Origin of the sequence: Rhizobium sp. SG2393, from assembly GCF_042610495.1 — a bacterium.
Classification (GTDB): domain Bacteria; phylum Pseudomonadota; class Alphaproteobacteria; order Rhizobiales; family Rhizobiaceae; genus RU20A.
Genome location: NZ_JBHGAP010000002.1, coordinates 427,746 through 443,284 on the forward strand (window position 1 = coordinate 427,746; position 15,539 = coordinate 443,284).

The following is a 15,539-nucleotide window of genomic DNA, read 5'->3' on the forward strand; positions in this document are numbered from 1 at the left end:
TCTCAAGTCTCACAATTCGGGGATCGTCAGCGCGCGGCCCATGCGGGCCTCGACGCGCATGTATTTCCACAGCCGATGATCCTCCTCATCGACCACGATCGTGCGCAGCAGGTTGCAGGCCGCGATCACCGCCTGCCGGTCCGGGAAATCGCACAGCATGTACCAGGTCCAGGGAAAGGCGGGCGACGTGCCGACCTGCGTCTGGTCGTCATCGAGCGTACCGAGAACGGTGACGCCGTCGAGCCTCGCGACACCGGACATGAAGGCCTGCGTGGCCTTCCAGACGCCGCCGATCTGGCTAAAGGGCAGGTCGAAGAAGGCGGGCTGCACCGCAAGGCACAGAAGCGTTCGGATGGGGGTCGGTTCCGACATGGGGTGGTCCTTTCATGAAGTCTCGAAATCACGGATAGCCGGGCGGCGTCTGCTGCTCGAAGAGCGCGGCACCTGCCGCCTGCCAGCTGCCGGCATTGATGAAGGCGTGCTGGGCCACGCAGGCCGCATCGATCATGGCGCGGCCCAGCGGATGGCCTGCTGTCATGGCGTCGGAGCCGCCGAGCACGAAGGCGATGCGCGCGGCTTCGGCTCCATCCTGCGCAGCCTTGGAGGCTGTGTGGCGCAGGTGAATATGCGCCTGCCGATCGATTTCGCCCTTCTCCTCCATCTGGCGCCAGGCGGCCTCGATCGCTTCGTAGAAGGCGGCGCGGGCACCGGCGAGAAGACCCTCGGCACGGGCGAAATCAATCTGCACATAGGCGCGGGCCGCCGGGCTGGGGGCGCCGGTGATCGAAGTGCGGGCAAGCGCGTCCCCGCGCAGCCAGTCAAGCGCGCCGCGCGCCGCGCCCAGAGCAACGACGGCAAGAACCTGCGCGGCGAGCGCCATGGCCGGATAGCGGAAGATCGCATCGTCCATCTGCGGTTTGCCGCCGCGAATGAAGGTCCACTCCTCCGGCACAACCACCCGGTCGGCGAGGATGTCGTGGCTGCCGGTGGCGCGAAGCCCGATCGTGTTCCAGGTCTCGTCGACCTTCACCTTGTCGCGCGGCATGATGGCCGTGCGCGGCAGCGGGCTTGCTTCACCTTCGACCTTGATTCCGGCGCCGACGATGGATGCGCCCATCACGCCTGAACCCCAGGGCCAACGGCCGCTGACCTCGAAACCGCCATCGACGCGGCGCGCCGGCTGCGGCGGGAACATGGCACCGGCAAAGACCGTGTTGGGGTCCGCGCCATAGATCGCCTGATACGTCTCCGGCGGGAGTGCGGCCAGATAGGTGGCCGAAACGCCGAAGCTTGCGACCCAGCCGGCAGAGGCGTCGGCGGTGGCAATCTCTTCCACCAGGCGACAGAAGGCCTGAGGCGTCAGACCGTCGCCGCCGAAGCGCCGGGGTACGAAGGCGCGATAGACACCGACGTCCTGAAAGCGGCGGACGATATCGACAGGGATATGGCGCAGTTCCTGAAACTCCTGGCGGCGAAGGACGATTTCGGCCTTCAGCGCCTCCAGCGGCGAGGCCGGCGCGATGGTGCTATGGGAATTCATCTCTCTCCCCTCAAGTCTGAGAACATCGGGTGGTGATCGCAAAGCCAGCGAGCGGCGGCGACGAGCCAGGCATCCGCCCCCTTGCGACCTATGAGCTGCACGCCGGACGGCAGGCCGCCGGTGGTGACGACCGGCAGGACGATGGCCGGATGGCCGGACAGGTTGAACGGCCGCAGATAAAGCGTCAGCGGCAGCACCCTTGCGGGATCGGCGGCCTCCGAGAGGCGTGGCGGAGCCTGAGGCAGGGCCGGCGTGACGATGACGTCGGACGTCTCAAGCGCGGCATCCACAGCTGTTGTGAAAAGAGCGCGGACCTGCGAGGCCGCTGCCAGAGCTGCGTCCGGAAGGGCGCGCGCCCTTTGCAGCCGCGTGAGAATGTCGGCACCAAACGGTGCCCCGGCATCAAGACGTTCGCGATGGGCCGTCAGCGTTTCCGAGGCGATCACATCCATGCCGGCCGAAAAGGCCTCGTCGAAGTGTGGCAAAAGGAGGTGATCGATCTCCCCGCTATGGGCGGCGACAGCCTGAAACGCTTCGCCCATCTCCGGATCAAGGCGTTCATCGGTGCGCAGCAAGGCAAGACGTGGTGGCTTCTGCAGTGCGTCAGCCCGGTAGTCGTTGGCGATGATCGCCATCGCCCGGTCAATCATGTCGATCGTGCGGGCAATGGGACCGATACAGTCCAGCGAACTTTCCGCCGGCAGCGTACCGGCACGGTCGACAAGCCCGAAGGTCGGCTTGAGGCCGATGACGCCGCAGCAGATCGCCGGCTGGCGTACCGAACCGCCCGTATCCGTGCCGATCGCGAAATCGACGAGACCTGACGCGACGGCCACGGCCGAGCCCGAGGATGATCCGCCCGGAATGCGATCAGGCCACCGCGGATTGACGGGGGTACCTTCAAAGGCGTTCACACCTGTCATTCCATAGGCAAGCTCGTGCAGGCGGGCCTTGCCGACAATGTTACAGCCAGCCGCGATGAGGCGGGCGACGACAGCGGAATCAACGGCGGCCGGCGCGGCATCAGCATAGGCGCGCGAGCCGCAGCGCGTGACAAGGCCGGCAATGTCGATGCAGTCCTTGATGGCGACCCTCGGGCCGTCCTTTGCGCCGAGCGCAAGCGGCACGGCGATGGCCGTCTCTCCCGCACGTCTGTATCGCTCATCCCAGGTTTTCATTATCACGTTCCCTTTTACGTGAAAATTACTGTATATGACCAAACTGTCAATCTGCAATTTCGCGCGGCCATTTTTTATTTTCTTTCAAGAACTTGAGTGAAGGCACAGCTCCGCATCGGCCTGGAGGCCGCCTGCGTCTTGGGTCGGGCTGCACGGCTGCCCTGCCTCCACAGGGCGCTCACACGCTTCTGATAGCACACGCGCCCATCATTCGGTGTTGCAGGACATGCAAAGCTGTTTTCCGAGCCGGCCGATACCAAACAATTCAAAGACTTGGGTTGGCGCGTTATTGGATTATTTTTTACGTGAATATTACCGCTTGACGCCTTTGTGCGTCTCGGTACGATCTTTGCGGCACGGGCCGAAGGCGAGACGCTTCGGCACCATCAGCCCGGACGCGATCGCGCTCCACCTTCGATGAGAAGGCCATCACCTTCAGACAGGGGATTTCCATGACAACACCAACAGACATCTCCGCGCTCGTGCGCCGCATCGAGGTGCTTGAGGCGGAGGCCGATATCCGCCGTCTCCAGGCGCGCTACATGTTCCTGTGCGATACGCCGAACCCGGAATTCGGCGTGGCGGACGATGCCGAGCGCATCGAGCGGATCATGCAGCTCTACACGGAGGATGCGGTCTGGGAAGGCGTCGGCGAATATTACGACAACCAGTTCGGCCGTGCGGTGGGGGCTGCCGCCATCCGCAGGCATTTCCAGGGCTTCTGGGGCGGCAAGACCGATCCCGCCCTCATCCTCAACTGCCACTACCTGACTTCGGAACAGATCCACGTGCACGAGAATGGGACGACGGCCGATGGCCAGTGGGTGCACATGCAGCCCTGGCTCTTCTCCGACGGCAAGGCGCTGCTCCGCTCCTCGCGCCTCAACAACACCTTCCGCCGGGAGCCGGACGGCACCTGGAAGATCACCCGCACCCGCACCGAAAACGTCTTCGTCGCGCCGCTCCCGGCCACCTGGGCGTCCGACTATCCGTCGAAGTCGGTTCTGATGAAGCCGTGAGAAGGGGCGAGGGGCGCGCGCCCGCCCTCGCGCATGCCGGCCGTCAGCCGATATCGTGCAACGGCGCCTCCGCGTCGTGGCAGATGTCGTTCGCGGTCAGGGCCTGAATCGCGCCGGATGCCGCCTCGGGTCGGCCGGACGGGACGACTGCGGAACACGCGCGGATCTTCCCCGCAGACGGAAACAGTCCTCCCATCCTCACCATCACCACACACAAACGCTCCCGGCCAAAACCGGGAGCGTTGTCATTTCAGCGCAGTAACGGCCCCTCACCGATAGGCGACACACACCGATTTCGTTTCGAGATAGTTGTCGAGTGCGCCGCGTCCGTGTTCGCGGCCGATGCCGGATTGCTTGACGCCGCCGAAGGGCATGTTCTGGTCGGGAATGTTGTGGCTGTTAACCCAGACGATGCCGGCCTCGATCTTCGGCACATAGCGCATCATCTTGTTGAGGTCGGTGGTCCAGATGGACGCGCCGAGGCCGTAGCGGCTGTCATTGGCCATGGCAATCGCCTGATCCGCATCGTCGAAGGGCGTCATGGCGATGACGGGGCCGAACACCTCGTCCTGCATCAGGGCCATGTCCTGGCGCACATTGGTGAAGAGTTCGGGCGCGACGAAGAAGCCCTTGTCCGGTGCGCTGGCGCCGATGACGGGGGTGGCGCCCTCCGCGATGCCGCGCGCGATGCAGGCCTTCACATGGGCCTGGTGGCGAGCGGAGACCACGGGATTGATCTGGTTGCGCGGATCGAGGCCGGAGCCGACCGCCAGGCTGCGGGTGACATTGGCGATGACTTCCAGCGCCTTTTCGTAGATGCCCTTCTGGGCATAGATACGCACGCCCGCGCAACAGGTCTGACCGGTGTTGAAGAAGCTGCCGATGCCGGCGGCGGCGCCCAGAAGATCGAGATCCATGTCGTCGAACATGATCATCGGCGCCTTGCCGCCGAGTTCCAGCGTCACGCGCTTCATGTCCTTCATGGCCTGCACGCCGATCAGCCTGCCGGTTTCGGTGGAGCCGGTGAAGGTGATCTTCGACACCTGCGGATGGGCGACGAGCGGCGCACCCGCGCTCTCGCCAAAGCCCGTGACGACATTGACGACCCCTTCCGGCACGCCTGCCTCAAGGCAGAGTTGAGCCAGGCGGATCGAGGTCAGCGGCGTCTCCTCCGCCGGCTTCAGAACCACGGTGCAACCGGCGGCAAGCGCGGGTGCGACCTTCCAGGCCGCCATGTTCAGCGGGAAATTCCAGGGCGTGATGGCGGCGACGACGCCGACCGCCTCCTTGCGGGTAAAAGCCTGATAGCGCATGCCGGGCGGGATCGGGATGGAGACGTCGAGCGTCGATCCCTCGATCTTGGTCGCCCAGCCCGCCATATAGCGGAAATACTCGGCAGAGGACTGAACCTCGATGAGGCGGGCAAGCATGATCGACTTGCCCTGGTTCAGCGTCTCGAGCTGGGCAAGCTCCTCGCCATGCGCCTCGATCAGATCCGCGATCTTCAGGAGAATGCTCTGGCGCCGGGCTGGCAGCATCTGAGACCACGGGCCCTCGAAGGCGCGGCGCGCAGCCTTCACGGCCAGATCGACATCCTCCGGCCCGCAGGCCGGCACCTCGGCCAGCACCGAGCCGTCGGCCGGGTTGAAGACGGAATAGGTCTTGCCGGAAAGGGCTGTATGCGGCCGGCCGTCGATCAGGCATGTCGGGGCGGCGAGAAAGGCGGTGACATCGGCGCTTACGGTGGTGACGGCGCTGTCGGGCTGGGCGATCTTCATTGTCGTTTCCCTCTGGATTTTATTGTTCGATAAGCCGGCCAGGCTCCCCGCATGGCCGGCGGGACGGTCAGGTGGCAGCGGGCCGCTCAGGGGCCAGCACGAAATCGAAATGCGCCCGGAAGCGCTCTGTCGGGCTGTCCACAGGCTTGAAATCGACGATCAGCGATTCCTTCACCCCGAAAACGGCATCGGAGGCGAGATAGCGATCGCCCGCCACGAAGAGATGGGTGATGAGGCGCTCGGCGCCGGGCGCCGTGACCATGAAGTGCATGTGGGCGGGTCTCCAGGGATGGCGGCCGAGGGCCGCCAGCATCCTGCCCACCGGCCCGTCATCCGGGATCGGATAGGCGACCGGCTTGATGCCGCGGAAGGCATAGGCGCCGTCCTTGCCGGTGCGAAAGATACCACGATTGTTGAAGGGCGGCTGCAGGCCGGGCTGCTGTACATCATAGAAGCCGTCCTCATTGTCGGACCAGACATCCACGAGCGCGTTTTCGACCGGCCGCCCCTCGAGATCGAGCACGCGGCCTTCGAAGAGACAGGTCTCGCCCTTGCCATCGAGGCTGATATTGGCCCCCATGTCCCGCTCGGGCGCGCCATCGACATGGAAGGGGCCGAAAACGGTGGTTTCCGTGGCCTGGCCAGGCGCGCGGTGGTTGATCGCATCGACGAGCATCGAGACGCCGAGCACGTCGGACAGAAGGATGAACTCCTGGCGCGCATCCGAGCATGTCTGCCCGGTGCGGGTCAGGAAATCGATGGCAACGCCCCATTCCGCCTCGGTCAGCTCCACATCCTTGACGAAGGCATGCAGGTGGCTGACGAGCGAGGCCATGACGCGGGCAAGGCGCGGTGAGGCCTGCGGCCCGATGCGGTCGTTGACGACCTCCGCGGAGGTTTCCTCGGTGAAGTAGCGCATTGTCGCCCTCCTCAGGCAATCACTGGCCGCGCACCGGAAAAAGCGCGGCCGATCAGATCGGTGATGCCCTGCTTCTCCAGCGGGCGCGGGTTCCAGTAAGGATTGGCCAAAGCTGCCGCTGCGGCCCGCTCGATGCCATCGCCCGGCATGCCGATGGCCGACAGCGCCGACGGCGCGCCGATGGCGCGGGCGAGATCGAAGAGCGCGCCGCAGGGCTCGGCCCCCAGCACCGCTTCAAGCCGCGCCATGACGGCGGGAATGGCCGGGGCGTTATAGGCGAGCGCATGCGGCAACAGGATCGTGTGGGTCTCGGCATGTGGCAGATCGAAACTTCCGCCCAGTGTGTGGCAAAGCTTGTGGTGCAGCGCCATTCCGACCGAGCCGAGACAGATACCACACAGCCACGCGCCATACAGCGCGTCGGCGCGCGCGTCGCGATCGCCGGGCGCACCCGCGATGACCGGCAGTGCCCGGGCCAGCGACCGGACCGCTTCGATGGCCAGCGCCGAGATGACCGGATTTGTCTCGCGCGCGTAGAGCGCCTCGATCGCATGCGCCATCGCGTTCATGCCGCTGGTCCCGGACATGCCCACCGGCAAGCCGAGCGTCTGCTCGACATCGTAGATGACGACTTCGGGAAGCACTTTCAGCGTGGTCTGCGTGTGCTTCACGCCCTTGTCCGTCTGGCCAATGATCGGCGTCATTTCCGACCCCGCATAGGTCGTCGGCAAGACCACTTGCGGAAGATCGGTCCTCAAGGCGATCGCCTTGGAGAGACCGATCGTCGACCCCCCACCGACAGCGACGATCACGTCTGCCGCAAGCGCCTGAGCATGCCGGGTGGCGCTTTCGCTCACGTCAACGGGTGTGTGCATGACGGCGCCGGCAAAGATGCCGGCACCCGAGGATCCGAGCAGCGCCAACAGCGTCTCTGCCTCGGCTTTCTGGGCTGGCGTGGAGAGGACCAGAGCCCGCTTCGCGCCGAGGCGGGTAAGCTCTTCCGGCAGGCGACGCGTGGTGCCGAAACCGAAGATGACCCGGGCCGGATGGCCGACATAGACGAAGTTGGGCTCGTTCCTCATGCGATATCCTCGGCATTGATGGGGTAATCGACCTGGAAACGGGCGATCCGCAGCCCCTGCAGGCGGTCGCGTGCGGCAAGATGCAGGGGATGGGTGGCGTAGGCGCGCAGACTGGCTCCGCTATCGAAGTCGGTCACGAGAACCATGTCGCAGGCGTAATCGACACGACTGCAGTCAATCCCGATGTCGAGCCGCGTAAGACCGGGGATCTGGCCGCGCAAAGCCTCGAAGGCATGACGCACGGTCTCGATCGCGGCAGAACGATCTTCTGGCGTATCGCCTGCGACATTCCACATGACGATGTGCCGAACGGGACGCGTGGCGAGAAGGGCAGTGGACATGGACGAGCTCCGGAAACAGATGACTTGCGCGGGTCCAGGCCCCGCGCCCCATGGTCCGGCATTCTGCCCGTCAATATAAACGTGATAAATCACGTAAATCAGAAAACATTCTTGCAGGTCGTGCAAGACCGACAGATCGCGGAGCTCCCTCTTGCAAAAATGCATAATTACGTGAATATTACTGTTATTGACAGAAAGAGACCCTAGCACCGGGTGGGCAAGATGGACCGCTTCGTCGAACTGGAAATCTTCACGCGCATCGCAGACGAGGCAAACCTGACGCGTGCTGCCGCCGAGATGGGGCTTTCCGTCTCGGGCGTCAGCCGCCATCTGACGAACCTGGAAAACCGCCTTGGCGTGCGGCTGGTTCAGAGAACCACCCGGGCTCTTTCCCTGACGTCCGAGGGGCAGCGTTTTGCCCGCAGCGCGCGGGATATTTTGTCCACGCTGCAGGAAGCGGAAGAAAGCGTCAGCCTCGTTTCGGCCGAGCCGACCGGCGTCCTCAGGCTTGGCGCGTCGCTCTCCTTTTCGATGCTGCACCTGATGCCTGTCATCAACATGTTCACGACACGCTACCCGCAGGTCCGCATCGATCTTCAGGCCTCCAACCGCTACTGCGATATCATCGAGAACGGGCTCGATCTCGCTATCCGCACTCGTCGGGCCGAAGTGGACAGCAGCGTGACGATCCGGAAGCTGGCAGAGGTGCCGCGACTGATTGTCGGCGCGCCCGACTATCTCGCACGTCACGGCTTGCCGCGCACTCCGGACGATCTGGAGCACCATCACCTGCTGCTCTATACGCTCTCGGAGAACTGGGACCAGCTGAGCTTTGCGCGCGACGGCGAGGAACGCCGCCTGCCTGCCGTGGCAAAGATGGCCAGCAATGACGGGCAACTGCTGCGGCAGGCAGCGCTTGCCGGCATGGGGCTGCTGGTTCAGCCAGCCTATGTCGTCCAAGAGGATATCGAGAGCGGGCAACTGGTGCCTGTTCTCCCGGACTGGACGCTGCCGCGCCTGACGATGAACATCGTCTTTCCTTCTCGCACCCATTTGCCCGCCCGGACCCGGCTTTTCATCGACGCACTCGTGCGTCACTTCCGGGACAATGATCTTGAACGGACATGGCAGCAGGTGGCGGCACGCACAGACGATCCGGTCTGAACATTTCCCCCAACCGCGCTGGGAGGACAATCCGGCGCCAAACTCTGGAACTGATCCATGCAGGAAAAGAAAAGTGCAACCGAAGCCTATCTCGACCACGTTGCCTTCACCGTGCGCGACATTGCCCCGCACCTGGCCTTCTTCCGTGATGTGCTGGGAATGACAGTGACCAAGCAGGACGACGGGCCCGACAAGCCGCGGCAGGTGTGGCTGCTCGGGGGACTTCAGATTGTCGAGGATGCTGATTTCAGCGGTCCGGAAGGTCGCTTCGCACATCTTGGACTTATCTGCGCGGATGTGCCGGCGGCCATTATCGGCGCGCGTGCCCATGGCGGCAGACCGACGGAAAAGGGCGCCCACTGGATTGAAATGCCGGATGGGCTGCTGCTCGAATTTTTGCCGGACAGCCGCAACGCGGTTGCGACCGTGCGCAATCTCGATCCGCGCCGTTCCTGATGGACGTGGCGATCGCAGCCCTTCTCGTGGCCGACCATTCATGGGCGACCGCGAGATCATCAGTGAAACCGCTCGAGGCGATAGGGCGCCGGGTCGATAAGGGGCGTCGAGGATGCGGTCACGAGATCTGCCGCCAATTGCCCGGCCGCCGGCGCGGTGCCGAAGCCGTGACCTGAAAAGCCGCTGGCGACCGTCAATCCGGGGATGGACGCGACCGGACCGATCACCGGCAGGGAATCGGGCGTTATATCCATCATGCCGGCCCAGACATCCTCCACGACCGCCTTCCCGAATTCCGGCCAGGCGGTCGTGAGGTTGCGCAGCGCCTCGGCGTTGATGTCGGCGCTGGCCGGCGGATCCATTGTCCGCACGCGCTCGAAAGGAGAATGCGATTTCGGACCCCAGCGGCGCGGCAAGGCGATATCCTTCAGGAAATCCGATCCGAGGCTGATGCGAAGCAACTGTCGCTGGCCACGCAGCACATGGAGATAGCGCAGGCCGATCAGCAGATGATCGAGCATCAGTGGCGCTCCGAGCGCGCCGCGCTGGGTGATGGTAAAGCCTCCATCAAGACGCTTGCGGAAGGAAAAATCGGGACCACCCACGGCAATCTCCGTCGGCCCCTCCATTGGCGCCGTCCGGATGACGGAGCACACGAGCGGTAGTGTCGGCAGGCCGACGCCGAGATTGGCGAGAAACTTTCGTGACCACAGGCCGCCTGCAAGCAGAACCTGATCGCAGCGTATCTCGCCCCTTTCGGTGACAACACCCGTGACGCGCCCGGCCGAACGGGTGAGTGTGCGCACGGCGCAGTTCTCGACGATGACCGCCCCTTTCGCAATCGCCGCCCGCGCGATCGCGCTAGGAGCAAGCGTCGGCTCGGCGCGGCCGTCGGAGGCGGTGAAGATGCCGCCGGCCCAGAGACCCCTGCCACCAGGCACCCTTTGGTCGATCTGGGTAGCGCTCAGCATCTCGGAATCGAGATCAAGGGGTTCGACCGTCCTCATCCATTGGCGGTGCGCCTCCATCTCGGCTTCGGTGCGGGCCAGATACATGATGCCCGCCTGGCGATAGCCGACATCCATGCCAACACGTTCCGCCATGACCGCCCACAAGCGGTCTGCCGCCTGCGCCATTGGCACGTCCGGCGCAGAACGACCCATCTTGCGGATCCAGCCGAGATTGCGCGAGGACTGTTCGCCGGCAACACGTCCCTTCTCGAGAAGAACGACGGGAATGCCCCGCTCGGCCAGAACGAGCGCTGCGGTCAGCCCTACAATGCCGCCACCGATGACGACGACCGTCGTTTGGGCCGGAAAAGCGGACGCGGTTTGAACGGGATGAATGGTGGGAGCCATATCTGCAGACTTTCACTTTCATGACATGCGGGGCAGGCCGCGCCGCAGCCTTTCCAGAGCGTGATCAGAGCGAAATGACGCGCTCTTCGGTTTCAGCCTTGCCGGCACCCCGATAGGCGGTGACCTCGATTTCGACCTTGTAGACTGTGGAACCGAGCGGCGGGCAGGTGACGGTGCTGGCAGGATTGACGCCACGAAACTTCTCGCCAACGACCGTCATGACGGCCAGGGTGTCGGCGGGATCCTGGATGAAAACGCGGGAGGCAACGACATCGCCGAGCCCGGACCCGATCGCGGCCAGCGCGGCCTCGATATTGGCAAAGACCTGCAAGGTCTGCGCGGTGATATCTTCGGGAATATCCTTCGTCACCGGATTTCGTCCCGCCGTGTTGGAAACGAAGATCCAATCATCGACGGCGACGATGCGTGAATAGCTGCCGTGATCCTCAAACTTGGATCCGGTCTTGATCTTGACGATCTTGGTCATGGAAGCGCTCGACAATAGATGGGGAAAGAAAGAGCCGGGCGGGACGGAAACTTCAGGCCGCCCGGCAAGGTGGCGTCGGGGATCAACGCAGAACAGGCACGTCCCAGAGATTGAGCCGGACACCAATGCCGCGGCTGATGGCATTGCGGTAAACGATGGTGCCCCAGGCGACATCCTCGACCGGCATGCCGCCAACGGACATGATGATGATCTCCTCATCGTTCTGGCGACCCGGAGCATCGCCTGCGACGATCTTGCCGATGTCTTCGAGGTCGGCGCGATCCATGCGGCCTTCGGCGATCATGTCCATGAACTTCACGCCGATGATCGGCACATGGACATGGGCAGGCTTCGGCAGTTCATGGAACCAGGCGTCGTACAGGCCTGTATTGTCGACCACCTTGCGCACGTCGCGCGCTTCCATGGCCTCGTCGATGTTGCAGAGCGCCGGCATGGCGAGAAAGGCGCCGGGTTTGACCCATTCACGCTTCACCAGCGGATAGGTGGAGGGATCGCCGACCGCACCGGAGTTGCAGTAGCTGACGAGGTCGCTATCGCGCACGACCGCCTCGATGCTGTCGACCACGGTCACCGACGTGATCTGCGGATAGGTTTCGGCGATCCAGGAAAGGAAGCTCTTCAGGCTCTTCTCGCCACGTCCCTTGACCTTGACGGTGTCGATGTGCGGGCATGCAGCCATGAAGGCCGCAAGCGTGGTCTTGGCCATCACGCCCGGCCCCAGAATACCCACGATACGGCTGTCCTTGCGCGCCAGATGCCGGGCACCGACGCCCGGAATGGCACCGGTGCGGTAGGCCGAGAGCAGATTGGCGGACATGAAGGCAAGCGGCGCGCCGGTATCGGCATCGTTCAAACAGAACATCAGGATCGAGCGCGGCAGTCCCTTGTCGCGGTTTTCGATGTTGGAGCCGTACCATTTCATGCCGGCCGTGCGGAAGCGGCCGCCGAGATAAGCAGGCATGGCCATGAAGCGTCGGTCGGCGGTCGGCTTCGGCATGTCCGGAAAGGGCGAGTTTTCCGGGAAGGAAATGGCAGCGCCGTGGCTGTCGCTGTTCGGGCCGGCCATCCGATAATCGCCGTGATAGAGCAGCCCGAACATCTCCTCCATGGCATCGACGCAGGCAGGCATGTCGGTCACGCCGGCGCGGATCATGTCGTCTTCGGACAGATAGATGAAATCGATCTTGGTGCTTTGGATGGGGGTCATGTCGTTCATGATTCATGCTTCCATAGGGACGCAGCACATCGCATCCGGTCGAGCCGACTGGATCGTGAGCCGTGGTGGACGATACGGGACGACGGCGCCGTCCCGCGGGTTACGGTTACGGATTACGCCTCGAAGACTTTGCCGAGCGCCGCGTAGCGAACGGGGTCGGAACCCTTGATCCGGATCGCGAAGACGATCCCCCCGAGGCCAACAAGCGCGACGAGCAGCGGGAAGCTGTCGACAACGATGTTGGAGGCGCCGGCCAGAAGCTCAAGATTAGAAATGACCAGGCCGAGAGCGCCGGCAAGACCGACGAATGCGAGCGCCGGAGCGATCAGGGTCTGCCAAGGCCCATGTCCATGGCTGTTCTTGCGGAAATAGCGGATGACCGAGATGCAAACCACGGCCTGCACGGTGAGAATGCCGATGACGGTCAGGGCCGACATGTAGGGGAAGACGACGGTAAAGGGATCCTGCCGGGCCGCGGCAAAAGCAATGATCACGGTCGCTGCGGAGACGGATTGAAGAATGCCTGCAACATAGGGCGAGCCGTGCGTCGCATGCACCTTCCCCAGCGCACGGGCGGCAAGCCCCTCGCGCCCGAGGGCAAAGAAGTAGCGGTTCAGCGTATTGTGGAAGGAAAGAACGCAGGCAAAGAGGCTGGTCACGAGCAGCACATTCATCGTGATGGCAGCCCAGGCACCGAGAACGTTGGTCGCGGCATCGAAGTAGAAGGCGCCCAGCAAGCTGTTGGCGACTTCCTGGACCTTCGACGGACCGTAATGCAGTCCGATCGTCCAAGTGGAGAAGGCATAGAAGACGGCAATCAGCACAATCGATACGTAGGTTGCCCGGGGAATGGTGACCTCCGGACGATCGACTTCCTCAGCAAAAATGGCGGTCGCCTCGAAGCCGATGAAGGAGCCGACGACGAAGACCAGCGTCACGCCCAGACCGGCGCTGAAGACGGTGGAGGGCTCGAAAGACGTCAGGTTGATACCCTCGGGTCCACCACCGGCAACCAGGATCGCGATGTTGAGGACAAGAAGAATGGCGATCTCCGCGAGCATGCACAGGCCGAGAATGGCGCCGGAAAAGGCGATGTTGCGCTGACCGGCCAGGTGCACCAGAACGAGGAATGCGAGGGCCCACACATACCACGGCAGGTCGAGGCCGTAGGGGGCCACCATGGCCTGCGTCGAAACGCCAAGCAGAGCATAGACGGCGATTTGCACCGAGCTGTAGGTCAGGAGCGCGATGAAGGCGCCGCCAACGCCGGCAGGCTTGCCGATGCCCTGCGTGATGTAGGTGTAAAAGGCGCCGGCACCACCGACATGCCGACTCATGGTGGTGAAGCCGACCGAGAAGATGAGGTAAAGCAAGCCCGCGAGCACGAAGGCTCCGGGTACGCCGGCGCCATTGCCGAAAGCAAACGCCGGCGGCGTCGCACCGACGACGGCAGTCAATGGCGCGGCCGCGGCGACGACGAAGAAGATGATATGGGAAATGCCCACGGAATTGCGGGCCAGACGTCCTGAAGACGCCTGCGCATTATTGGCGACAGACATGTGAACCCCTCACGGTTTCTTTGTTTATTGTTAAGAATGATGAGAGAGCAGCCGCCGCTTGGATATTGCTATCCGTGACAATTATTTGATAATTTGCGCCAAACCGGGAAGGAATCGACCATGTCCAGCGGCGCGACGCCGATTCGCGGGCGTCAATCCACCACCTATATCCGGGTTGCAGCGCTGACACCGTTCATCGAGCATCTCGAACGGAGCAGCGTGGTTCTGCCGACGCTGCTTGACCGCCACGCCATTTCACGGGCGCAACTTGGCGACCCCTATGCCATGATCCCGCTGCACCATTTTGTCGCCTTCCTGGAGGATGCGGCAGCAGCAACCGGCGATGAACACTTCGGCGCCAAGCTCGGTGCCCACCGCAAGCCTGCAGACCTTGGGCCCATGGGCATTCTGTTTTCCGTCTCTCCGAGCGTGCATATCGCCCTGCAACGCATTGCCCGGTTGGCGAACTCCCTGCAGGGAGCAACCAGTTCCGGTGCCGTTGAGGAGGACGGCGCGCTGATCTGGAGCTACGCACTGACCGACAGCCGCATCTGGCCGCGCAGGCAGGATGCGGAATATTCAATGGCGGTGACCTGTGAACTTGTGCGCTCCTGCTTTCGCGCCAATCTCAATCCGCTCGAAGTTCATTTCGAACATGAGCGACCCGCGAAAATCGAGCCATTGAAGCGCATTTTCCGCGCGCCGATCCTGTTTTCCCAGTCCAGCAACCGACTGATCTACGAAGCCGAGGAAGCCAACCGGATCTTTCGGACGGAAGACAAGTTCCTCGTCGCGACGATCGAGCGGCATCTTGCCGATCTGATCAGCGAGATGAAGCCGGAAGACGTTCTGTCAGACAGGGTCACCTTTCTCATCCAGCTCTACCTGGGCCGACGGTCTGTGACGGCGGGCTTTCTTGCCGAGGAGCTTGGATTGAGCCTGCGCACCCTCCAACGCCGTCTGGATGAAGAGGGCACGTCGATCAGGGAACTCGTGCGCCGGCATCGCACCACGCTTGCTGCGGGCCTCCTGGAGCGCCCTGAGGCGCGTGCGGCGAATGTGGCGCTGGCCCTTGGCTACGCGGACGGGGCCGCCTTTTCCCGTGCCTTCAAGGAGTGGACCGGCCAATCCCCCCGACAGACACGCTCCCGCCGCCGCCAATCCCCGGAAGCTGAGTAGTTTGGCGCCCGTAGGGCCCACAACGCTCTCCTGAACCGGCTTGCGGGTCATTGGAGCTTGACCTGCGTGCCAACGCCAAAAGCTCCTCGGCGCTTTATGCGGGGGAGTTTTTGGTTCGCTTTCCCGAATGGGTTTTGTTTGTGAGGAATTTGGTTGCGGGGGCAGGATTTGAACCTGCGGCCTTCAGGTTATGAGCCTGACGAGCTACCGGGCTGCTCCACCCCGCGCCGAGCGCGTTTGGT

General features: G+C 63.5%; 15 protein-coding genes and 1 tRNA gene. 4 read left to right on the top strand and 12 right to left on the bottom strand.

Going from position 1 to position 15,539, the window contains the following annotated elements; translation table 11 throughout:
* Positions 1 to 9 precede the first annotated feature (9 nt).
* From ACED18_RS10630 to ACED18_RS10640, 3 genes are read right to left on the bottom strand one after another with little or no spacing between them, the layout of a single operon-like run.
* Positions 10 to 372 carry a hypothetical protein gene (locus tag ACED18_RS10630; RefSeq protein WP_377291868.1) on the bottom strand — a complete coding sequence of 121 codons (363 nt, stop codon included), beginning with the start codon at positions 370 to 372 and terminating at the stop codon, positions 10 to 12.
* A 28-nt stretch (positions 373 to 400) separates the two neighbouring features.
* A complete protein-coding gene (locus ACED18_RS10635) occupies positions 401 to 1,540 on the bottom strand; it encodes an acyl-CoA dehydrogenase family protein (protein ID WP_377291870.1) in 1,140 nt (379 codons plus the stop codon).
* A complete protein-coding gene (locus ACED18_RS10640) occupies positions 1,537 to 2,718 on the bottom strand; it encodes an amidase (RefSeq protein WP_377291872.1) in 1,182 nt (393 codons plus the stop codon). The genes ACED18_RS10635 and ACED18_RS10640 overlap by 4 nt, the downstream gene beginning before the upstream one ends.
* A gap of 452 nt (positions 2,719 to 3,170) precedes the next feature.
* Between ACED18_RS10640 and ACED18_RS10645 the strand changes: the two genes are divergently transcribed.
* Positions 3,171 to 3,737, top strand: coding sequence for a nuclear transport factor 2 family protein (locus ACED18_RS10645; RefSeq protein WP_377291874.1), 567 nt, complete (start codon positions 3,171 to 3,173; stop codon positions 3,735 to 3,737).
* Positions 3,738 to 4,006: 269 nt separating this feature from the next.
* Here the strand turns inward: ACED18_RS10645 and ACED18_RS10650 are convergent, their stop codons facing one another.
* The 4 genes from ACED18_RS10650 to ACED18_RS10665 form a co-directional block, all read right to left on the bottom strand.
* Positions 4,007 to 5,515 carry an aldehyde dehydrogenase family protein gene (locus ACED18_RS10650; RefSeq protein ID WP_377291876.1) on the bottom strand — a complete coding sequence of 503 codons (1,509 nt, stop codon included), beginning with the start codon at positions 5,513 to 5,515 and terminating at the stop codon, positions 4,007 to 4,009.
* A 67-nt stretch (positions 5,516 to 5,582) separates the two neighbouring features.
* Entirely contained in the window at positions 5,583 to 6,434 is an 852-nt protein-coding gene (locus tag ACED18_RS10655) for an intradiol ring-cleavage dioxygenase (RefSeq protein WP_377291878.1), read from the bottom strand.
* Between the two features lie 11 nt (positions 6,435 to 6,445).
* Positions 6,446 to 7,516, bottom strand: coding sequence for a maleylacetate reductase (locus tag ACED18_RS10660; RefSeq protein ID WP_377291880.1), 1,071 nt, complete (start codon positions 7,514 to 7,516; stop codon positions 6,446 to 6,448).
* Positions 7,513 to 7,857 (bottom strand): Dabb family protein, encoded by a 345-nt coding sequence (locus tag ACED18_RS10665; protein WP_377291882.1) that lies wholly within the window; start codon positions 7,855 to 7,857, stop codon positions 7,513 to 7,515. Before ACED18_RS10665 ends, ACED18_RS10660 begins: the two co-directional genes overlap by 4 nt.
* Positions 7,858 to 8,079: 222 nt before the next feature.
* Between ACED18_RS10665 and ACED18_RS10670 the strand changes: the two genes are divergently transcribed.
* Both ACED18_RS10670 and ACED18_RS10675 read left to right on the top strand, forming a co-directional pair.
* Positions 8,080 to 9,021: a LysR substrate-binding domain-containing protein gene (locus ACED18_RS10670; protein ID WP_377291884.1), complete on the top strand. Its 942-nt coding sequence runs from the start codon at positions 8,080 to 8,082 to the stop codon at positions 9,019 to 9,021.
* 57 nt (positions 9,022 to 9,078) lie between these two features.
* The gene (locus tag ACED18_RS10675; protein ID WP_377291886.1) at positions 9,079 to 9,477 is read left to right on the top strand and encodes a VOC family protein; all 399 of its coding nucleotides are present in this window, start codon (positions 9,079 to 9,081) and stop codon (positions 9,475 to 9,477) included.
* A gap of 59 nt (positions 9,478 to 9,536) precedes the next feature.
* Here ACED18_RS10675 and ACED18_RS10680 read toward each other — a convergent pair whose 3' ends face one another.
* The 4 genes from ACED18_RS10680 to ACED18_RS10695 form a co-directional block, all read right to left on the bottom strand.
* Positions 9,537 to 10,835 (bottom strand): NAD(P)/FAD-dependent oxidoreductase, encoded by a 1,299-nt coding sequence (locus tag ACED18_RS10680; protein ID WP_377291888.1) that lies wholly within the window; start codon positions 10,833 to 10,835, stop codon positions 9,537 to 9,539.
* A gap of 64 nt (positions 10,836 to 10,899) precedes the next feature.
* A complete protein-coding gene (locus ACED18_RS10685; RefSeq protein WP_377291890.1) occupies positions 10,900 to 11,322 on the bottom strand; it encodes a RidA family protein in 423 nt (140 codons plus the stop codon).
* Positions 11,323 to 11,404: 82 nt separating this feature from the next.
* A complete protein-coding gene (locus ACED18_RS10690; RefSeq protein ID WP_377291892.1) occupies positions 11,405 to 12,559 on the bottom strand; it encodes a tyramine oxidase subunit B in 1,155 nt (384 codons plus the stop codon).
* A gap of 113 nt (positions 12,560 to 12,672) precedes the next feature.
* The gene (locus ACED18_RS10695; protein ID WP_377291894.1) at positions 12,673 to 14,118 is read right to left on the bottom strand and encodes an APC family permease; all 1,446 of its coding nucleotides are present in this window, start codon (positions 14,116 to 14,118) and stop codon (positions 12,673 to 12,675) included.
* A 120-nt stretch (positions 14,119 to 14,238) separates the two neighbouring features.
* Here ACED18_RS10695 and ACED18_RS10700 point away from each other — a divergent pair, with 120 nt between their 5' ends.
* Complete coding sequence (locus ACED18_RS10700; RefSeq protein ID WP_377291896.1) at positions 14,239 to 15,297, top strand: AraC family transcriptional regulator; 1,059 nt, start codon at positions 14,239 to 14,241, stop codon at positions 15,295 to 15,297.
* Positions 15,298 to 15,447: 150 nt separating this feature from the next.
* On the opposite strand, the gene ACED18_RS10705 is transcribed toward ACED18_RS10700, so the two are convergent.
* Positions 15,448 to 15,524: transfer RNA gene (locus ACED18_RS10705), tRNA-Met, on the bottom strand.
* Between the last annotated feature and the right edge of the window lie 15 nt (positions 15,525 to 15,539).